Genomic DNA, 14,469 nt, shown 5'->3' with positions numbered 1-14,469 from the left:
ATGGTGATCCAGGTCACTTCGGGATGGGGCGAAAGGTCAATACCCGTGCGTCATGCGGTGGTTGACGCCCGTTTTTCACTCATACGGGTATAAGGCCGAAGGATTACTCGTCGTCGAGGCCGCGCTCGATGGCGTACCGCACGAGCTCCACGCGATTGTGCAACTGGAGCTTGCCGAGGGTGTTCTGCACATGGTTCTGGACGGTGCGGTGCGAGATGACCAGACGCTCGGCGATCTGCTTGTACGACAGGCCCTTGGCGACCAGCCGCAGCACCTCGGTCTCGCGCTCGGTCAGCCGAGGGGCATTCGGCTCGTCCGCTCCGGCCGCCGGTGCGGGCTCGGACGCGAGCCGCCGGTACTCGCCGAGCACCAGACCCGCGAGGCCCGGCGTGAACACCGGATCGCCGACTGCGGTGCGCCGCACCGCGTCGGTCAGCTCCTCCGTGCTCGCGGACTTGAGCAGATAGCCTGTCGCGCCGGACTTCACCGCCTCCAGGACGTCCGCGTGCTCACCGCTCGCGGACAGCACCAGGACCCTAAGAGCGGGACGGGAGCCGACGAGCTCCTTGCACACCTGGACGCCGGGCATCCCGGGGAGATTGAGGTCGAGGACGAGGACGTCGGGGGTGACGGCTCTCGCCCGGCGCACCGCCTGCGGGCCGTCCCCGGCCGTGGCCACCACCTCGAAACCGGCCGCGCCCAGGTCACGTGCGACCGCGTCCCGCCACATCGGGTGGTCGTCGACGACCATCACCTTGATCGTCTGCTGGTCCGTCATTTTCCTGCCTTCCCCCGTGGAACCTTCAGCTCGACTTCCGTCCCCTGGCCCGGGATCGAGATCAGCTCGGCCGAGCCGCCCAGGTCCCGCAGCCGCCCCCGGATCGAGAGGGCGACTCCGAGCCGCCCCTCCCCCTCCGCCTGCGCCAGCCTGCCCTCGGGAATGCCCGGCCCGTCGTCCCGCACCGTCACCACCACCTCGTCCGGCCAGTCCTCGACCAGGATCCAGGCCTGCGCCGCCGCCCCCGCATGTCTGGTGACATTGTCCAGTGCGGCACTGACAGCCGCGGCCAGCTCGGTGGCCGCGGCAGCGGGAAGGAGCACCGGAGCACCCGGCTCCGAGAACGTCACCCTCGACCCGGCGTGCCGGGCGAGCAGCGACCGCAGATCGTGGACCCCAGGCTCGCCGGACGGTTCGTCCTCGACGTCGACGCTCCGGATCACGGCACCCTGCGCCACGTCCTCCGAGGCCCGTGTCGTTTGCACCAGACCGCTGGAGACGAGGGTGCGCAGGGCGACCTCCTGCTCCCCCGCCATCCGGCCCAGCTCAGCCGCCTCGCCGCCCAGCTCCGTACCGCGCCGCTGCACCATCGCCAGCACCTGGAGCACGCTGTCGTGGATGTCCCGGGCCAGCCGCTCGCGCTCGCGGGTGGCCGCCTCGATCTCCAGGGCGCGGGCCAGGGTGCGCTCGGAGGCGCGTGCGACCTCGACGACATAGCCGATGGCGATGGAGGCGATCCAGACCAGCAGCACGTTGTGGAACGTGTCCCGGCTGGGGTGGCCGCGCTCGACGATGTTGGCGACGGCGACCAAGGACGAGGCGAAGGCCGCCCAGCGCCAGCCGCCCTTGATGGCGAAGGCGAGGACGGACCCGGCGGTCCATATCGACGGCAGGGTGGGCCCGTCGACCGACTGGGCCTGCGCGTCGGCGAGCGGGGTGAGCAGGATTCCGGTCAGCGCGATGGTGAGGTCCGCGACGAGGAAGCGCTTGGTGCAGCGGGCCGCGTTGGCCACCTTCGGCAGCGTGATCAGCGTCCACACGCTCATCACCGCCAGGAAGGCGACCGCCACCCAGGGGCGCTCGAACTTGCCGCGGGTGAAGACGAACAGCAGCACCGCGTACGTCATGGTCAGAACGCGGTAGGCGGTCAGCGCACGCCACAGCGGCAGCTCGACCGACATCCGCACGACACGCTCGCGCTTGGCCATCTCCCCCACCCCACGACCGACGGCGCGGCTACGCGGCCGGCCGGTCCGTCGTCTTTGCCGTGCCGGCATCCCCGGCGCTCCCCGAGGCCTTCTCGGCCGCCTTCGCCGCCGCCTTCTCGGCTTTCTCCGCCTCCGCGATCTGGCGCTTGGCCGCGGTCGCGTAGATGTCGACGTACTCCTGGCCCGAAAGCTTCATGATCTCGTACATGACCTCGTCGGTCACCGACCGCAGGATGAACCGGTCGCTCTCCATGCCGTGATAGCGGCTGAAGTCGAGCGGCTTGCCGATCCGGATCCCCGGGCGCATCAGCTTGGGGACCACCTTGCCGGGCGGCTGGATCTTCTCGGTGTCGATCATCGCGACCGGGATGACGGGAGCGCCGGTGGCCAGCGCCACGCGCGCGAGGCCACCGGGCTTGCCGCGGTAGAGGCGGCCGTCCGGGGAGCGGGTGCCCTCCGGGTAGATACCGAAGAGACCGCCGCCCTCGATGACGTCGATGCCGGCCTTGATCGCCGCCTCACCGGCGCCGCGTGCGCCGGACCGGTCCACCGGGAGCTGCCCGACGCCCTTGAAGAAGGCGGCGGTGAGCTTGCCCTTGACACCGGGCGAGGTGAAGTACTCCGCCTTGGCGATGAACGTGACCTTGCGGTCGAGGACCGCCGGGAGGAAGAACGAGTCCGAGAAGGACAAGTGGTTGCTCGCGAGGATCGCGGGTCCCTCGGCGGGAATGTTCTCAAGACCCTCCACCCAGGGCCTGAAGGCAAGCTTCAGCGAGCCTCCGAGGGAGAACTTCATGGCGCCGTAGATCAACTCGAATGCCTCCTGTGTGCTGTCGAACAGACCTTAACCCGTGGGGGGCCCGGGGTTCCCGCTCCGGTCGGTGCCGGTCACGCGTCAGGCGCGTGGCGGGCGCGGTCGCCCGGCGACCGTGGCGGGTCCGCGCCGGGCGCGTGGCGGGCGCGCGCCCGGTGCACGCCGGGTGCTCTGCGGATCTGGTCGGTGTCAGTCCGGTCGCGTACGGTGAAGTACACCTTCGCATCTGACGAGTCAGACCCTCACGAACAGGAGACCCCGGTGCCGGTCCTTCCTGGAGCCGAGCCGTTCCGCCACGAAGGCGGAGAGGTCGGCGTCCTTCTCTGTCACGGATTCACCGGTTCCCCCCAGTCACTGCGCCCCTGGGCCGAGTATCTGGCCGAGCGGGGGCTGACGGTGTCCCTGCCGCTGCTCCCCGGGCACGGCACCCGCTGGCAGGACATGCAGCTCACCGGCTGGCAGGACTGGTACGCGGAGGTGGACCGCGAACTGCGCCTGCTGCGGGAGCGGTGCAGCCAGGTCTTCGTCTTCGGCCTCTCGATGGGCGGCGCGCTCACGCTGCGGCTGGCCGCGAAGCACGGCGACACGGTGAGCGGCATCGTCGTGGTGAACCCGGCGAACAAGGTCCACGGCCTCTCGGCATACGCCCTGCCGGTCGCCCGTCACCTCGTGCGCACGACCAAGGGCGTGGCCAGCGACATCGCCCTCGAAGGTGCCGAGGAGGTCGGGTACGACCGCGTCCCGCTGCACGCCGCGCACTCCCTGCGGAACTTCCTCCGGCTGGTCGACGGCGAGCTGCCGCAGGTCACCCAGCCGATGATGCTGCTGCACAGCCCCCAGGACCATGTGGTCCCGCCGGTGGACTCGGCCCGGGTCCTCAGCCGGGTCTCCTCCACGGACGTCACCGAGATCCTGCTGGAACAGAGCTACCACGTGGCGACGTTGGACCACGATGCGGAGCGGGTTTTCGAGGAGAGTTACGCGTTCATCGGCCGGCTCGCTCCGAGTGTCGGGAAGAAGGGGAGCACGACCGGTGGCTGAGCAGCACGACGCGGACCGCGAGCCGCAGCCGATCGACGAGGAGGCCGCCTGGGCGGCCATCGTCGCCGGGTACGGCGAGGAGCCGGCCGACCCGCCGGGTGCCAAGCCGTTCAAGTCGGTGGAGGATCTCGCCCTGCTGGAGAGCGAGGTGAACGAGACACCGAAGGACCGGACGGGCGGGCAGGAGCCCGATCCCGAGGCGGATCCGGAGGGGGAAGGGGAGGCGGACAGGCCCGCGCTGGGCAGCTCCATCACGTTCGCGCCGGGCGTCGGCGGTCCGCGGGACTACGCGGTGAGCGAGCCCGGTGACGATGTCGACGACAGCGACGACGACGAGGGCCACTTCGTGCCGCCGGAGCCGCCGCCGCTGCCCGAGGCGGATGTCACGGCCCGGTTCGCCTGGCTCGCCGTGGTCGGCGGGCCGGTGCTGATGCTGGTCGCGGTGCTGCTCCAGTGGGACATGACCTGGTGGCTGACCACGCTCTGCGTCGGCGGCTTCCTGGGCGGCTTCGTCACCCTGGTGGCCCGGATGACGCAAGGCGACGACGAGGACGACGACCCGGGCCGTGGCGCGGTGGTGTAGTTGCGGGGCGGCGGGGGTCAGAGCGCGGGCATCCGCAGCGCGGCCAGCACCGGAAGATGATCGGTGGCCGCCCGAAGATCGGCCGCGGTGATGCCGGGGAGCTCCAGCGGGACACCGCAGCCCAGTACCTCCACGCTCCGAGTGGCGAAGATCGCGTCGATCCGCTTGTGCGGGTCGTCCTGCTTCCAGGTGTTCTCGCCGCCCCAGGGCGCGACCGCCCAGCAGTCCTGGAGCTCCGTGGTGAGCCTGCGGAAGCTGCGGCCGGCCGGCCGGTCGTTGAGGTCGCCCGCCGCGATTTTGTACGGCACGTCCATCGCGCGCATCCGCTCCAGCACCATTCCCGCCTGCGTGTAGCGTTCGTCGGCGCGCAGGCTCAGATGGCAGCTGAGCAGACCGATCCGGGCGCCCGCGATCCGTACCACCGCGGTGGCGAAGCCCCGGCGGTGCAGTCCCGGGGTGAGCGGCAGCAGCACGTCCTCGGTCCGCTCGACGGTCGCGCGCAGCGAGCACATCAGCAGCGGTCCTGTGGTGGGCGCCCCGCCGGTCAGCACCACCAGCTCGCTCTTGGAGGCAAGCCGTGCGGCGTGCTTGCGCCAGCGGAAGAAGCGCGGGGCCTCCTGGACGAAGACCAGATCGGGCTTGCAGGCACGGATCACCCGGGCGAGGGCGTCCTCGTCGTCGCGCATCGAGCGGATGTTGTAGCTGAGGACCCGGATCACGGCCGAACCGTCCGGCTCGGTGCGGGAGTTGGGCAGCGCGGTGATCGCCATGCGGTCAAGATACGACAGTACGGGGCTTTTCGGCGGCTCCGCGCCGCGGCCCGGCCCCGGCCGCCGGAGGTGCTTCGAGACCCCTCCGGCGACCGGTGACGGCCGGGTATCAGCTCGGGCTAACCCTGGCGGGCCAGGTCCGCCGCGCCCACCAGACCGGCCCTGCCGCCCAGTTGCGCCGCCAGGACCTGCGCGTGCGGGCGCCACTCTCCGCCGATCAGCCAGCGCCGGAAGGACTTGCGGATCGGGTCGAGGACCAGTTCGCCCTCGTCCGAGACCCCGCCGCCGACGATGAACGCGGACGGGTCGAAGAGCGAGGCCAGGTCGGCCAGACCGGCGCCGGCCCAGCGCGCCAGCTCGCGGAACGAGTCGATCGCGACCGGGTCACCCTGCCGGGCGGCCGAAGAGATGTGCTTGCCCTCGATGCCCTCGACGGTGCCGTCACCGAGGGCGAGCAGCACCTCGGCGTTCTCGGGGGTGGCGTTGGCTCGCTGCTTGGCGTACCGCACGAGGGCGCGCCCCGAGGCGTACTGCTCCCAGCAGCCCTGGCTGCCGCAGCCGCACAGCAGGCCGTCCGGGACCACCCGGATGTGGCCGAACTCCGCGGCCACGCCGAAGCGTCCGCGACGCAGCTTGTTGCCGATGATGATGCCGCCGCCCAGTCCGGTGCCGAGCGTGATGCAGATGACGTCCTCGTGTCCCTGGCCGGCGCCGAAGCGGTACTCGCCCCAGGCCGCGGCGTTCGCGTCGTTCTCGACGACGACCGGGAGGCCGACGCGCTGCTCGACCTTGTCCTTCAGGGGTTCGTGGCGCCAGTGGATGTTCGGTGCGAACAGGACGGTGGCACGTTTGTCGTCGACGTATCCGGCGGCGCCGATGCCGACGGCCTCGATGTCGTGCCCCTTGCCGGCTCCGGCCACGGCGGAGGAGATCGCGTCCACGATGCCTTCGGGGGTCGACGGGGTGGGCACCGTTGCCGTCTCGATGATGGTGCCCTCTTCGTCGACGACGCCCGCCGCGATCTTCGTGCCGCCGATGTCGACGCCGATGGTGAGTCCCATGTGTCCCTCAGTATTCGGTCGAGCCCCGCTAAGCCAACCGTACCCGAGGGCGAGCACGCCCCGGCTCAGTCCAGGTCGATGTGCTCGCTCGCCCCAGGGCCCTCGTCGCGCGGGTCGCTGCCGTCCTCGGAGGTTCCGGACGTGCCGCCCGCGGAGTCGTACGGCCTCTGGGCCCAGCGTCGCTCATGGCCCTCGACGGCTGATCGATAGGCGGCGAGGAGCTCACCACCGGCGGCCGCGAGATGGTCGAAGATCTCCGGGTTGCGCTCGATGACCGGCTCGACGGCGGACTTCGCCTGGCTGACCAGCTGCTGGACGGCGCTCTGCGCGGCAATGCCGGGCACCGACGTCTGGAACGAGGAGACCTTGTCGGCGACGGCGTCGAGGAGCCTGCGCAGCTCCTCGGCGGCGGAGCCGGGCGGCGTCCCGTACTGGGCGCGGCGGCGTGCCTTCTCCGCCTCCAGGTCCTCGGCGCACGCGCTCGCCCAGGCGTCGTCGTCGACGGGACGCTCGGTGGCATCGCTCATGGCGTACTCCTGCGGCAGGACTGAGGGTTTGTACGCTCGACGTTACCTGAACGGAGGACCGCGTTCAGCGGCCCTGCGGCCACAGTGCGGGGTCCGGCGTGAATCGGACCCGCAGCGCTCCGTCCGTCAATGCCGCCCCCGACACGGTGCAGCGGCGCAGCACGGAAGGGAGCGGAACGATCCTGCGGAACGGGCCGACCGTGATCAGGAGTTCGTCCCCACGGCGGACAAGCCCGATCTCCTCCTTGACGGCTCCGGGCAGCGGCAGGTGCCACACGAGGACGCCGTCGCTCTCGCGCCGGTCCTCGACACTCCAGTCGGCGCCGCAGCCCGGCAGCGGCGTCTCACCGGTGCCGCCGAGGAGTGCCCGGCCGGCGAGGAGGGCGAGGTCGTCGGTGCCGCGCGGCTCGCGGCCGAGGTGCGGCAGTTCGCACACGGCCCCGTACTCGGCGCGCAGCTCTTCGAGGTGCTTGTCCTGCTGGGCGACGAGTCCGGCGAGCCAGGGGTCGGGGGTCTCGGCGGGCAGCACCCGGTTGGCGACGATCATGTCGAGAGGGAGCGCCTGGAGCGCGATGCCGAGCCGGGCGGCGCGCAGGGCGTCCGCCGCGGCGGGGCCTGGTTCCGCGACCATCCGCAGACAGGTGGTGGGGGCCTCGACGACCTGCTGGACGGCGGCCAGTTCGGCGTCCCAGCGGGCCGCCGTCTCGTACAGCCACTGCGCGGGCATCGGCACCCCGGCGAGCTGGGCGAGCATCGGGCGCAGGGTGCGGGCGGCCTGTCGCTCCGGCGGCAGCAGACGGCGCAGATAGCGGCGCAGCTGTTCGGGCAGGGCGAGTACGGCGACACTCTCGCGCAGCGGCGGCATGTCGACCACGACCTCGTCCCAGCCGCCTTCGGTGGCACTCTTGAGGGCGCGCAGCAGCGCGAACTGGTCGCTTCCGGGGAGCTCGGTCAGCTCCTCGTCCTCCAGGCGGGCCGCGCCGAGGAGGTCCAGGGCGGTGCCGGCGCGCTCCTGGAGCGAGAGCAGTTCGGCGCGGAAGTCGGCCGCGGAGTCGATGCGGGCGGCCCACAGACCGTCCGTGACCTGCGTGGCCCGGGTGGCCGGGGGTGTGCCGAGCACGCCGCCCGGCTCCGCGGAGAGAAACAGGGTCCGGCTGCCGCGCCGGGCCGCGGCGAGCGCGGTGGCGGCGGCGACGGTGGTGCGGCCCGCGCCGCCGAGGCCGGTGACGAGGACCGTGCGCATCAGGCGGCGGGCCCGCTTTCGACGCGCTTCTTCAGACCGGCCAGGGCGCGGTCGATGATGACCTTCTCGGCCTTGCGCTTGATCATGCCGAGCATGGGGATCTTGACGTCGACGGTCAGCTGGTAGGTGACCTCGGTGCGGTCGCCGCCGCCGACGGCGTCCAGGGTGTACGAGCCGTCGAGGGCACGCAGCATCTGGGACTTCACCAGCGTCCAGCTGACCTGGTTGTCGCCGTTCCAGGTGTACGCGAGGGTGTGGTCATCCTTGATCGCGCCGGCGTCGAGGACCAGCCTGACCTGCTCGGCACGGCCCTTGGTGTCGGCGGCGAGCACCTCGGCCTCCTTCACCTCGCCCGTCCACTCCGGGTAGCGCGTGAAGTCGGAGATCACGCCCATCACGTCGGCCGGCGCCGCCTCGATCGTGATGCTCGAGCTGGTGTGTTCCGCCATCGCTGCGGCTCCTCACAGTGCGGTACGACCGGGGGTTGTGTGGTGTGCAGGCTATCGCGGCCCGGCTGGTCACCGGTGCGGGGCCTCTCTCACCACTCAAGGGCCCACGGCTGCCCCGTCGAGGCGAAATGCCCGACGTTGACACACTCCGTCGCCCCGACCCGCATCCGGCGGACGAGTGGCTGGTGGACATGGCCGAACAGCGCGTACCTGGGACGGGTGCGCCGGATGGCGTCGAGCAGGGCGTGGCTGCCGCGTTCGAAGCGGCGGGCGACGGTGTCGTAGGTCAGCTCGGGCACTTCCGGGGGGATGTGCGAGCAGAGCACGTCGACCTCGCCGAGCGCCTCGACCTTGGCGACGTACTCCTCGTCGGAGATCTCGTACGGAGTGCGCATCACGGTGCGCAGTCCGCCGCCGACGAAGCCGAAGACGAGCCCGCCGATCTCGGCGCGCTCTCCGTCGAGGACGGTGACGCCCGGCCGCGCGTACTCCGGCCAGAGGGCCGGGATGTCGACATTGCCGTAGGTGGCGTACGTCGGTGCGGGGAAGGCCGCGAACAGCTCGGCGTACTGACGTCGTACGGCGGACTCGATGGCGCTCTCCCGGTCCATGTCGAGCTCGGACCAGAGTCTGCGCCCCAGGTCGCGGGCCTCCTCGAAGCGGCGTGCGGTGCGCAGTTCGACGATCAGATCGGCGTTCTCGACACCGAAGAGGTCGGGGAAGATGCCGCGCGAGTGGTCGGCGTAGTCGAGGAAGAGCACGAGGTCACCGAGGCAGACGAGCGCGTCCGCGCCGGCCCCCGCCTGGGCGAGATCCCTGGCGTTGCCGTGCACGTCACTGACCACGTTGACTCGGAAACCGCGCATGACGATCACCCTAGGGCGCGGGTGTCGCGGCTGGGTAGACCAGGCGGAGCAGCCGTTCTACCGGGTCGCCACAGGGGTGGACTACTCTGCGCAATGCACTGCCATACGCGTGTGACGCAGGGAACATCTGGCCGGAACCCCCTATCCGGAACCAAGTACTGGTGGGTAACGTCCGAGCGGTCCAGTCGTGCTCACCAGCCATGAGCACCTGCCCGATCTTGGACCGCAGCCGGTGCATCACACAGAGCCGTGGCGCCGGCGCCCGATGAGGAGCAGCAGTCTTGCGCGAGTTCAGCCTTCCGGCCCTGTACGAGGTCCCTTCGGACGGTAACCTGACGGATCTGATCCGCCGCAATGCCACGCAGCATCCCGATGTGGCGGTGATGGGAAGAAAGGTGGCCGGCGTCTGGACGGACGTCACCGCCAAGCAGTTCCTCGCCGAGGTCCGGGCTGCCGCGAAGGGCCTGATCGCCGCCGGCGTCCTGCCCGGCGACCGGGTCGGTCTGATGTCCCGCACCCGCTACGAGTGGGTGCAGCTCGACTTCGCGATCTGGAGCGCCGGCGGCGTCACGGTTCCGGTGTACGAGACCAGCTCCGCCGAGCAGATCCAGTGGATCCTCGGGGACTCGGGCGCTGTCGGGCTGATCGTCGAGAGCGCCGCCCATGTCGCGGCCGTGGACTCCGTGCGCGACCGTATCCCCGCCCTCCAGCACGTCTGGCAGATCGACGGTGGCGCGGTCGACGAGCTGATCGCCTCGGGCGCCGAGATCGCCGACGCGACGGTCGACGAGCGCAGCGCGTCCGCCAAGGCCGACGACCCGGCGACCATCGTCTACACCTCGGGCACCACCGGCCGCCCCAAGGGCTGTGTGCTCACACACCGCAGCTTCTTCGCGGAGTGCGGCAACCTGGTCGAGCGTCTCAAGCCCCTGTTCCGGACGGGCGAGAGCTCCGTGCTGCTCTTCCTGCCCGCCGCGCACGTCTTCGGGCGCATGGTCGAACTCGCCGCCGTGATGGCCCCGATCAAGCTCGGCTGCGTGCCGGACATCAAGAACCTCACCGACGAGCTGGCCTCCTTCCGGCCGACGCTCATCCTCGGTGTCCCGCGGGTCTTCGAGAAGGTCTACAACTCGGCGCGCGCCAAGGCCCAGGCCGACGGCAAGGGCAAGATCTTCGACAAGGCCGCGCAGACGGCCATCACGTACAGCCGTGCGCTGGGCACCCCCGAGGGCCCCTCGATCGGCCTCAAGTTCAAGCACAAGGTCTTCGACCGGCTCGTCTACAGCAAGCTGCGTGCGGTGCTGGGCGGGCGCGGCGAGTACGCGGTGTCCGGTGGCGCTCCGCTGGGCGAGCGGCTCGGCCACTTCTTCCGCGGTATCGGCTTCACGGTTCTGGAGGGCTACGGCCTGACCGAGTCGTGTGCGGCGACCGCGTTCAACCCGTGGGACCGGCAGAAGATCGGCACGGTCGGTCAGCCGCTGCCGGGCTCGGTCGTGCGGATCGCCGACGACGGCGAGGTGCTGCTGCACGGCGAGCATCTCTTCCAGGGGTACTGGAACAACGAGGCGGCGACGGCGGAGGCGCTGGCCGACGGCTGGTTCCACACGGGTGACATCGGCACCCTGGACGAGGACGGCTACCTCGCGATCACGGGCCGCAAGAAGGAGATCCTGGTCACCGCGGGCGGCAAGAACGTCGCTCCCGCGGTGATAGAGGACCGCATCCGCGCACACGCGCTGGTCGCGGAGTGCATGGTGGTGGGCGACGGGCGGCCGTTCGTGGGCGCGCTGGTCACCATCGACGAGGAGTTCCTCGGGCGTTGGGCCTCGGACCACGGCAAGCCGGCCGGTTCGACCGCCGCGTCGCTGCGCGACGACGCGGATCTGCTGGCGGAGGTCCAGCAGGCGGTGAACGACGGCAACGCGGCCGTCTCCAAGGCGGAATCGGTGCGGAAATTCCGTATTCTCTCCTCCCAGTTCACTGAGGAGGCTGGGCACATCACGCCGTCCCTGAAGCTGAAGCGCACTGTGGTGGCGAAGGACTTCGCCGACGAGATCGAGGCGATCTACCGCGGCTGAGCGCCACGCCGGCGGTCCTCGCGGTTCTCCTGCCTGGATGGTCGTTGAGGCGTCAGCCGCTGGGGTCCTCGGCCAGGATCCGCGCCATGTTCCGTTCGGCGAGCGCCGTGATCGTCATGAACGGATTGACGCCGATCGAGCCGGGGACCAGGGCGCCGTCGACGACGTACAGCCCCTCATACCCCTGGGCGCGGCCGTAGTCGTCGGTGGCCCGGCCCAGTACGCAGCCGCCCAGCGGGTGGTAGGTGAAGTCGTCGGCGAAGGTCCTGTTGCCGCCGAACAGGTCGTACCGGTAGATGGTGACGTTGGCTCTGTTGATGCGGTCGAAGAGCGATCTGGCCGCGTTGACGGAGGGCTGGTTCTGCGAGCGGGTCCAGTTGAGCTTCGCCGAGTCGGTGGCCGCGTCGTACGAGAACGTGCCCCGCTCAGGGTTCCTGGTGATCGCCAGGTAGAGGCTGATCCAGTGCTCGAAGCCCATGGGCAGCGGGGCGATCTCGGCGAAGACGGGGTTCGTGGGGTTGGACCAGTCGTCGATGCCCAGGGTGGGCATGGTCGCCTGGTTCGCGCCGACGGTGTCCCAGATGTGGTTGGCACGGGCGGTCATCACGTTGCCGTTGTGGCCCCAGCCCCTGCCGACCTCGGCGCTGAGAGCGGGCAGGGTGCCCTTCTCCCGTGCGCGCAGGAGGAGTTCGGTGCTGCCGAGACTGCCCGCACCGAGGAAGAGCTGCCGGCAGCCGATCTCCCCGGTCTCGACGACCCGGCCGGAGGTGTCCGTACGGTCGACGGTCAGGACATAGGTCCCGTCCGGTTCTCTGCGGATGCCTCTGGCCCGGCTCATGGTCTGGACGGTGACCTTCCCGGTGCCGAGGGCGGCTGCCAGATAGGTCTTGTCGAGGCTGCGCTTGCCGTGGTTGTTGCCGTAGATCACCTCGCCGGCGAGCGCCGATCTGGTGACCTGGCCGGCCGCTTCGCGCTGCATGTAGCCGAAGTCGTAGACGTTCGGCACGAAGACGGTCCTCAGTCCCGCGTTGTGGGCGTGCTTGCGGGAGATCCGCGAGAAGCGGTACCACTCGGTGGACTCGAACCAGGCCGCGTCGACGCTGTTGACGCCGAGCATCCGGCGGGCGAGCGGAAAGTAGGTGTCGTACATCTGCGCGGCGTCGACCTGGGGCAGGACCTCGGAGAAGTACGCGCGCGGCGGGGTCACCGCCATTCCGCCGTTGACCAGCGATCCGCCGCCGACGCCCCGGCCGACGAAGACGGACATGTCGGCGTGGCGGACCCGGTCGAGCACTCCGGGGTAGGAGCTGATGTTCTTGTTGACGACGTCCAGCCACAGGAAGGTGGCCAGCGGCGCCTCGGTGCGGGTGCGGAACCACATGGAGCGCCGGTCGGGTGCCGACGTGCTGCAGAAGATCTTGCCGTCCTGGCCCGGGGCGTCCCAGAGCCGGCCCATCTCCAGGACCAGGGTGTTCACTCCGGCCTCGGCGAGGCGGAGTGCGGCGACGCAGGCGCCGTAGCCGGAGCCGATCACGACGGCGGGGGCGTAGTCGGCGGGGGCGGGTTCCTCGGCGAGCGCCGTCGCGGGTGCGGCGGCGGCCGGGGAGAGACCGATGCGGGTGAAGCCGAGCGCGGCGGCGGTCTGCAGGGCCGCGAGGCCCAGCAGTTGACGGCGCGTTACATGAGATGTCATGTCCGGAGCATGGGCGGAATTCAACCGTCCGCCCATATCCCGCGCGGCTCAAAACTGACGGCCCCTCAAAAAAGGGTGTACGCAGCTCAGCGAAGTGTCCGGTCCGGGCCCGATCGGCGGTTCAGAGAAGCGTTCGAAGCTTCTCGGCCAGCAGGTCCCAGCGCCACTTCTCCTCGACCCAGTCACGGCCGCGCTCCCCCATCCGCCGGCGCAGCTCGGGATCCTCCAGCAGGGCCACGATCCGCTCCGCCGACTCCTCGGCCGATCCGCCGCGGACCACCCAGCCCGTCTCCCCGTCGAGCACGGCGTCGGGGGCGCCGCCCGAGTCGCCCGCGACGACCGGAAGACCGGTCGCCGATGCCTCCAGATACACGATTCCGAGGCCCTCGACATCGAGACCGCCCCTGCGGGTACGGCAGGGCATGGCGAAGACGTCGCCCGCACCGAAATGCGCGGGCAGCTCCGTCCAGGGAACGGCACCCGTGAAGCGCACGGACGCGGCGACCCCGGCATCCCGGGCCAGCTTCCGCAGCTCCTTCTCGTAGGGACCGCCGCCGACGATCAGCAGCACCGCTTCCGGGACCTTCGCCAGGATCGCGGGCATCGCCTCGATCAGCGTGTCCTGCCCCTTGCGCGGCACGAGCCGGGACACACAGACCACGACGGGCCGGTCGGCGAGGCCGAGGCGCTCACGGACCTCGGCGCCGCCCGAGGCGGGGTGGAAGGTCTTCTCGTCGACGCCGGGCGGGAGCTGGACCATGCGCCGGGCCGCCCCGGGCGTCAGCGCGGCGGCGATCCGCGAGCGGGTGTACTCGCCGAGATAGGTGATCGTGTCGGTGCCCTCGCCGATCCGCCGCAGCAGCTGCCGGGAGGCCGGGAGCTGTGCCCAGCCGGCCTCGTGGCCGTGCGTGGTGGCCACGAGGCGGCGCGCGCCCGCCCGGCGGAGGGCCGGGGCCATCAGCCCGAGCGGCGCCGCCGCCCCGAACCACACGGACTCGCACCCGTGCTCGCGCAGCAGCTGGGTCGCCCTTCGGGTGACACGCGGAGTCGGCAGCAGCATCGTCGTGCGGTCGCGCACCACCGTGAACGGCTGCTCGGCGTCGAAGGCCGCGGTCGCCTCGCGCCCCTCGCGGCCGTGCCTCCAGGTGGAGGCGTAGACGACGAGCTGCTCCGGGTCCAGACGCAACGCCATGTTGTGCAGGAACGCCTGGATGCCGCCGGGCCTGGGCGGGAAGTCATTGGTCACGATCAAGGTCTTGTGCATCGCCGCCGACAGTACCGAACGGCCCTGCCTCACCGCTCCCGAGCCGCCTCGCCGGGCATCATGGGCACCAAAATCGGCACAGAACGTGCGAGGT

14 protein-coding genes are annotated in these 14,469 nt (G+C 70.8%); 3 read left to right on the top strand and 11 right to left on the bottom strand.

The genetic code is table 11. The features are described from left to right. Positions 1–103: 103 nt before the first annotated feature. From OG293_RS26985 to OG293_RS26975, 3 genes are read right to left on the bottom strand one after another with little or no spacing between them, the layout of a single operon-like run. Positions 104–778, bottom strand: a complete 675-nt coding sequence (locus OG293_RS26985; RefSeq protein ID WP_406001366.1) for a response regulator — start codon at positions 776–778, stop codon at positions 104–106. Continuing rightward, positions 775–1,986: a MacS family sensor histidine kinase gene (gene macS, locus OG293_RS26980; protein WP_406001365.1), complete on the bottom strand. Its 1,212-nt coding sequence runs from the start codon at positions 1,984–1,986 to the stop codon at positions 775–777. The genes OG293_RS26985 and macS overlap by 4 nt, the downstream gene beginning before the upstream one ends. A 28-nt stretch (positions 1,987–2,014) precedes the next feature. Beyond that, positions 2,015–2,782: a lysophospholipid acyltransferase family protein gene (locus OG293_RS26975; RefSeq protein ID WP_406003723.1), complete on the bottom strand. Its 768-nt coding sequence runs from the start codon at positions 2,780–2,782 to the stop codon at positions 2,015–2,017. 279 nt (positions 2,783–3,061) lie between these two features. Here OG293_RS26975 and OG293_RS26970 point away from each other — a divergent pair, with 279 nt between their 5' ends. Next, entirely contained in the window at positions 3,062–3,841 is a 780-nt protein-coding gene (locus OG293_RS26970) for an alpha/beta hydrolase (protein WP_406001364.1), read from the top strand. Continuing rightward, entirely contained in the window at positions 3,834–4,424 is a 591-nt protein-coding gene (locus OG293_RS26965; protein WP_406001363.1) for a hypothetical protein, read from the top strand. Before OG293_RS26970 ends, OG293_RS26965 begins: the two co-directional genes overlap by 8 nt. A 17-nt stretch (positions 4,425–4,441) precedes the next feature. On the opposite strand, the gene OG293_RS26960 is transcribed toward OG293_RS26965, so the two are convergent. The 6 genes from OG293_RS26960 to OG293_RS26935 all read right to left on the bottom strand — a co-directional run bounded on the left by OG293_RS26960 (position 4,442) and on the right by OG293_RS26935 (position 9,319). Next, entirely contained in the window at positions 4,442–5,194 is a 753-nt protein-coding gene (locus OG293_RS26960; RefSeq protein WP_406001362.1) for an endonuclease/exonuclease/phosphatase family protein, read from the bottom strand. 119 nt (positions 5,195–5,313) lie between these two features. Further along, entirely contained in the window at positions 5,314–6,255 is a 942-nt protein-coding gene (locus OG293_RS26955; protein WP_406001361.1) for an ROK family glucokinase, read from the bottom strand. A gap of 65 nt (positions 6,256–6,320) precedes the next feature. After that, a complete protein-coding gene (locus tag OG293_RS26950; protein ID WP_406001360.1) occupies positions 6,321–6,782 on the bottom strand; it encodes a DUF5304 domain-containing protein in 462 nt (153 codons plus the stop codon). Positions 6,783–6,846: 64 nt separating this feature from the next. After that, complete coding sequence (locus OG293_RS26945) at positions 6,847–8,025, bottom strand: ArsA family ATPase (RefSeq protein WP_406001359.1); 1,179 nt, start codon at positions 8,023–8,025, stop codon at positions 6,847–6,849. Beyond that, the gene (locus OG293_RS26940; protein WP_406001358.1) at positions 8,025–8,474 is read right to left on the bottom strand and encodes an SRPBCC family protein; all 450 of its coding nucleotides are present in this window, start codon (positions 8,472–8,474) and stop codon (positions 8,025–8,027) included. The genes OG293_RS26945 and OG293_RS26940 overlap by 1 nt, the downstream gene beginning before the upstream one ends. Positions 8,475–8,563: 89 nt before the next feature. Next, complete coding sequence (locus OG293_RS26935; protein ID WP_406003722.1) at positions 8,564–9,319, bottom strand: metallophosphoesterase; 756 nt, start codon at positions 9,317–9,319, stop codon at positions 8,564–8,566. A 302-nt stretch (positions 9,320–9,621) separates the two neighbouring features. Here OG293_RS26935 and OG293_RS26930 point away from each other — a divergent pair, with 302 nt between their 5' ends. Then, positions 9,622–11,418, top strand: coding sequence for an AMP-dependent synthetase/ligase (locus OG293_RS26930; protein ID WP_406001357.1), 1,797 nt, complete (start codon positions 9,622–9,624; stop codon positions 11,416–11,418). Positions 11,419–11,470: 52 nt separating this feature from the next. On the opposite strand, the gene OG293_RS26925 is transcribed toward OG293_RS26930, so the two are convergent. Then, on the bottom strand, positions 11,471–13,111 hold the full coding sequence (locus OG293_RS26925; protein ID WP_406001356.1) for a GMC oxidoreductase: 1,641 nt from the start codon (positions 13,109–13,111) through the stop codon (positions 11,471–11,473). 121 nt (positions 13,112–13,232) lie between these two features. Next, positions 13,233–14,375 (bottom strand): glycosyltransferase family 4 protein, encoded by a 1,143-nt coding sequence (locus tag OG293_RS26920; RefSeq protein ID WP_406001355.1) that lies wholly within the window; start codon positions 14,373–14,375, stop codon positions 13,233–13,235. Between the last annotated feature and the right edge of the window lie 94 nt (positions 14,376–14,469).

Origin of the sequence: Streptomyces sp. NBC_00829, assembly GCF_045161795.1 — a bacterium.
Lineage (GTDB): Bacteria > Actinomycetota > Actinomycetes > Streptomycetales > Streptomycetaceae > Streptomyces.
The sequence above is the reverse complement of the archived record's forward strand: the minus strand, read 5'-3'. Positions and strand labels throughout refer to the sequence as shown.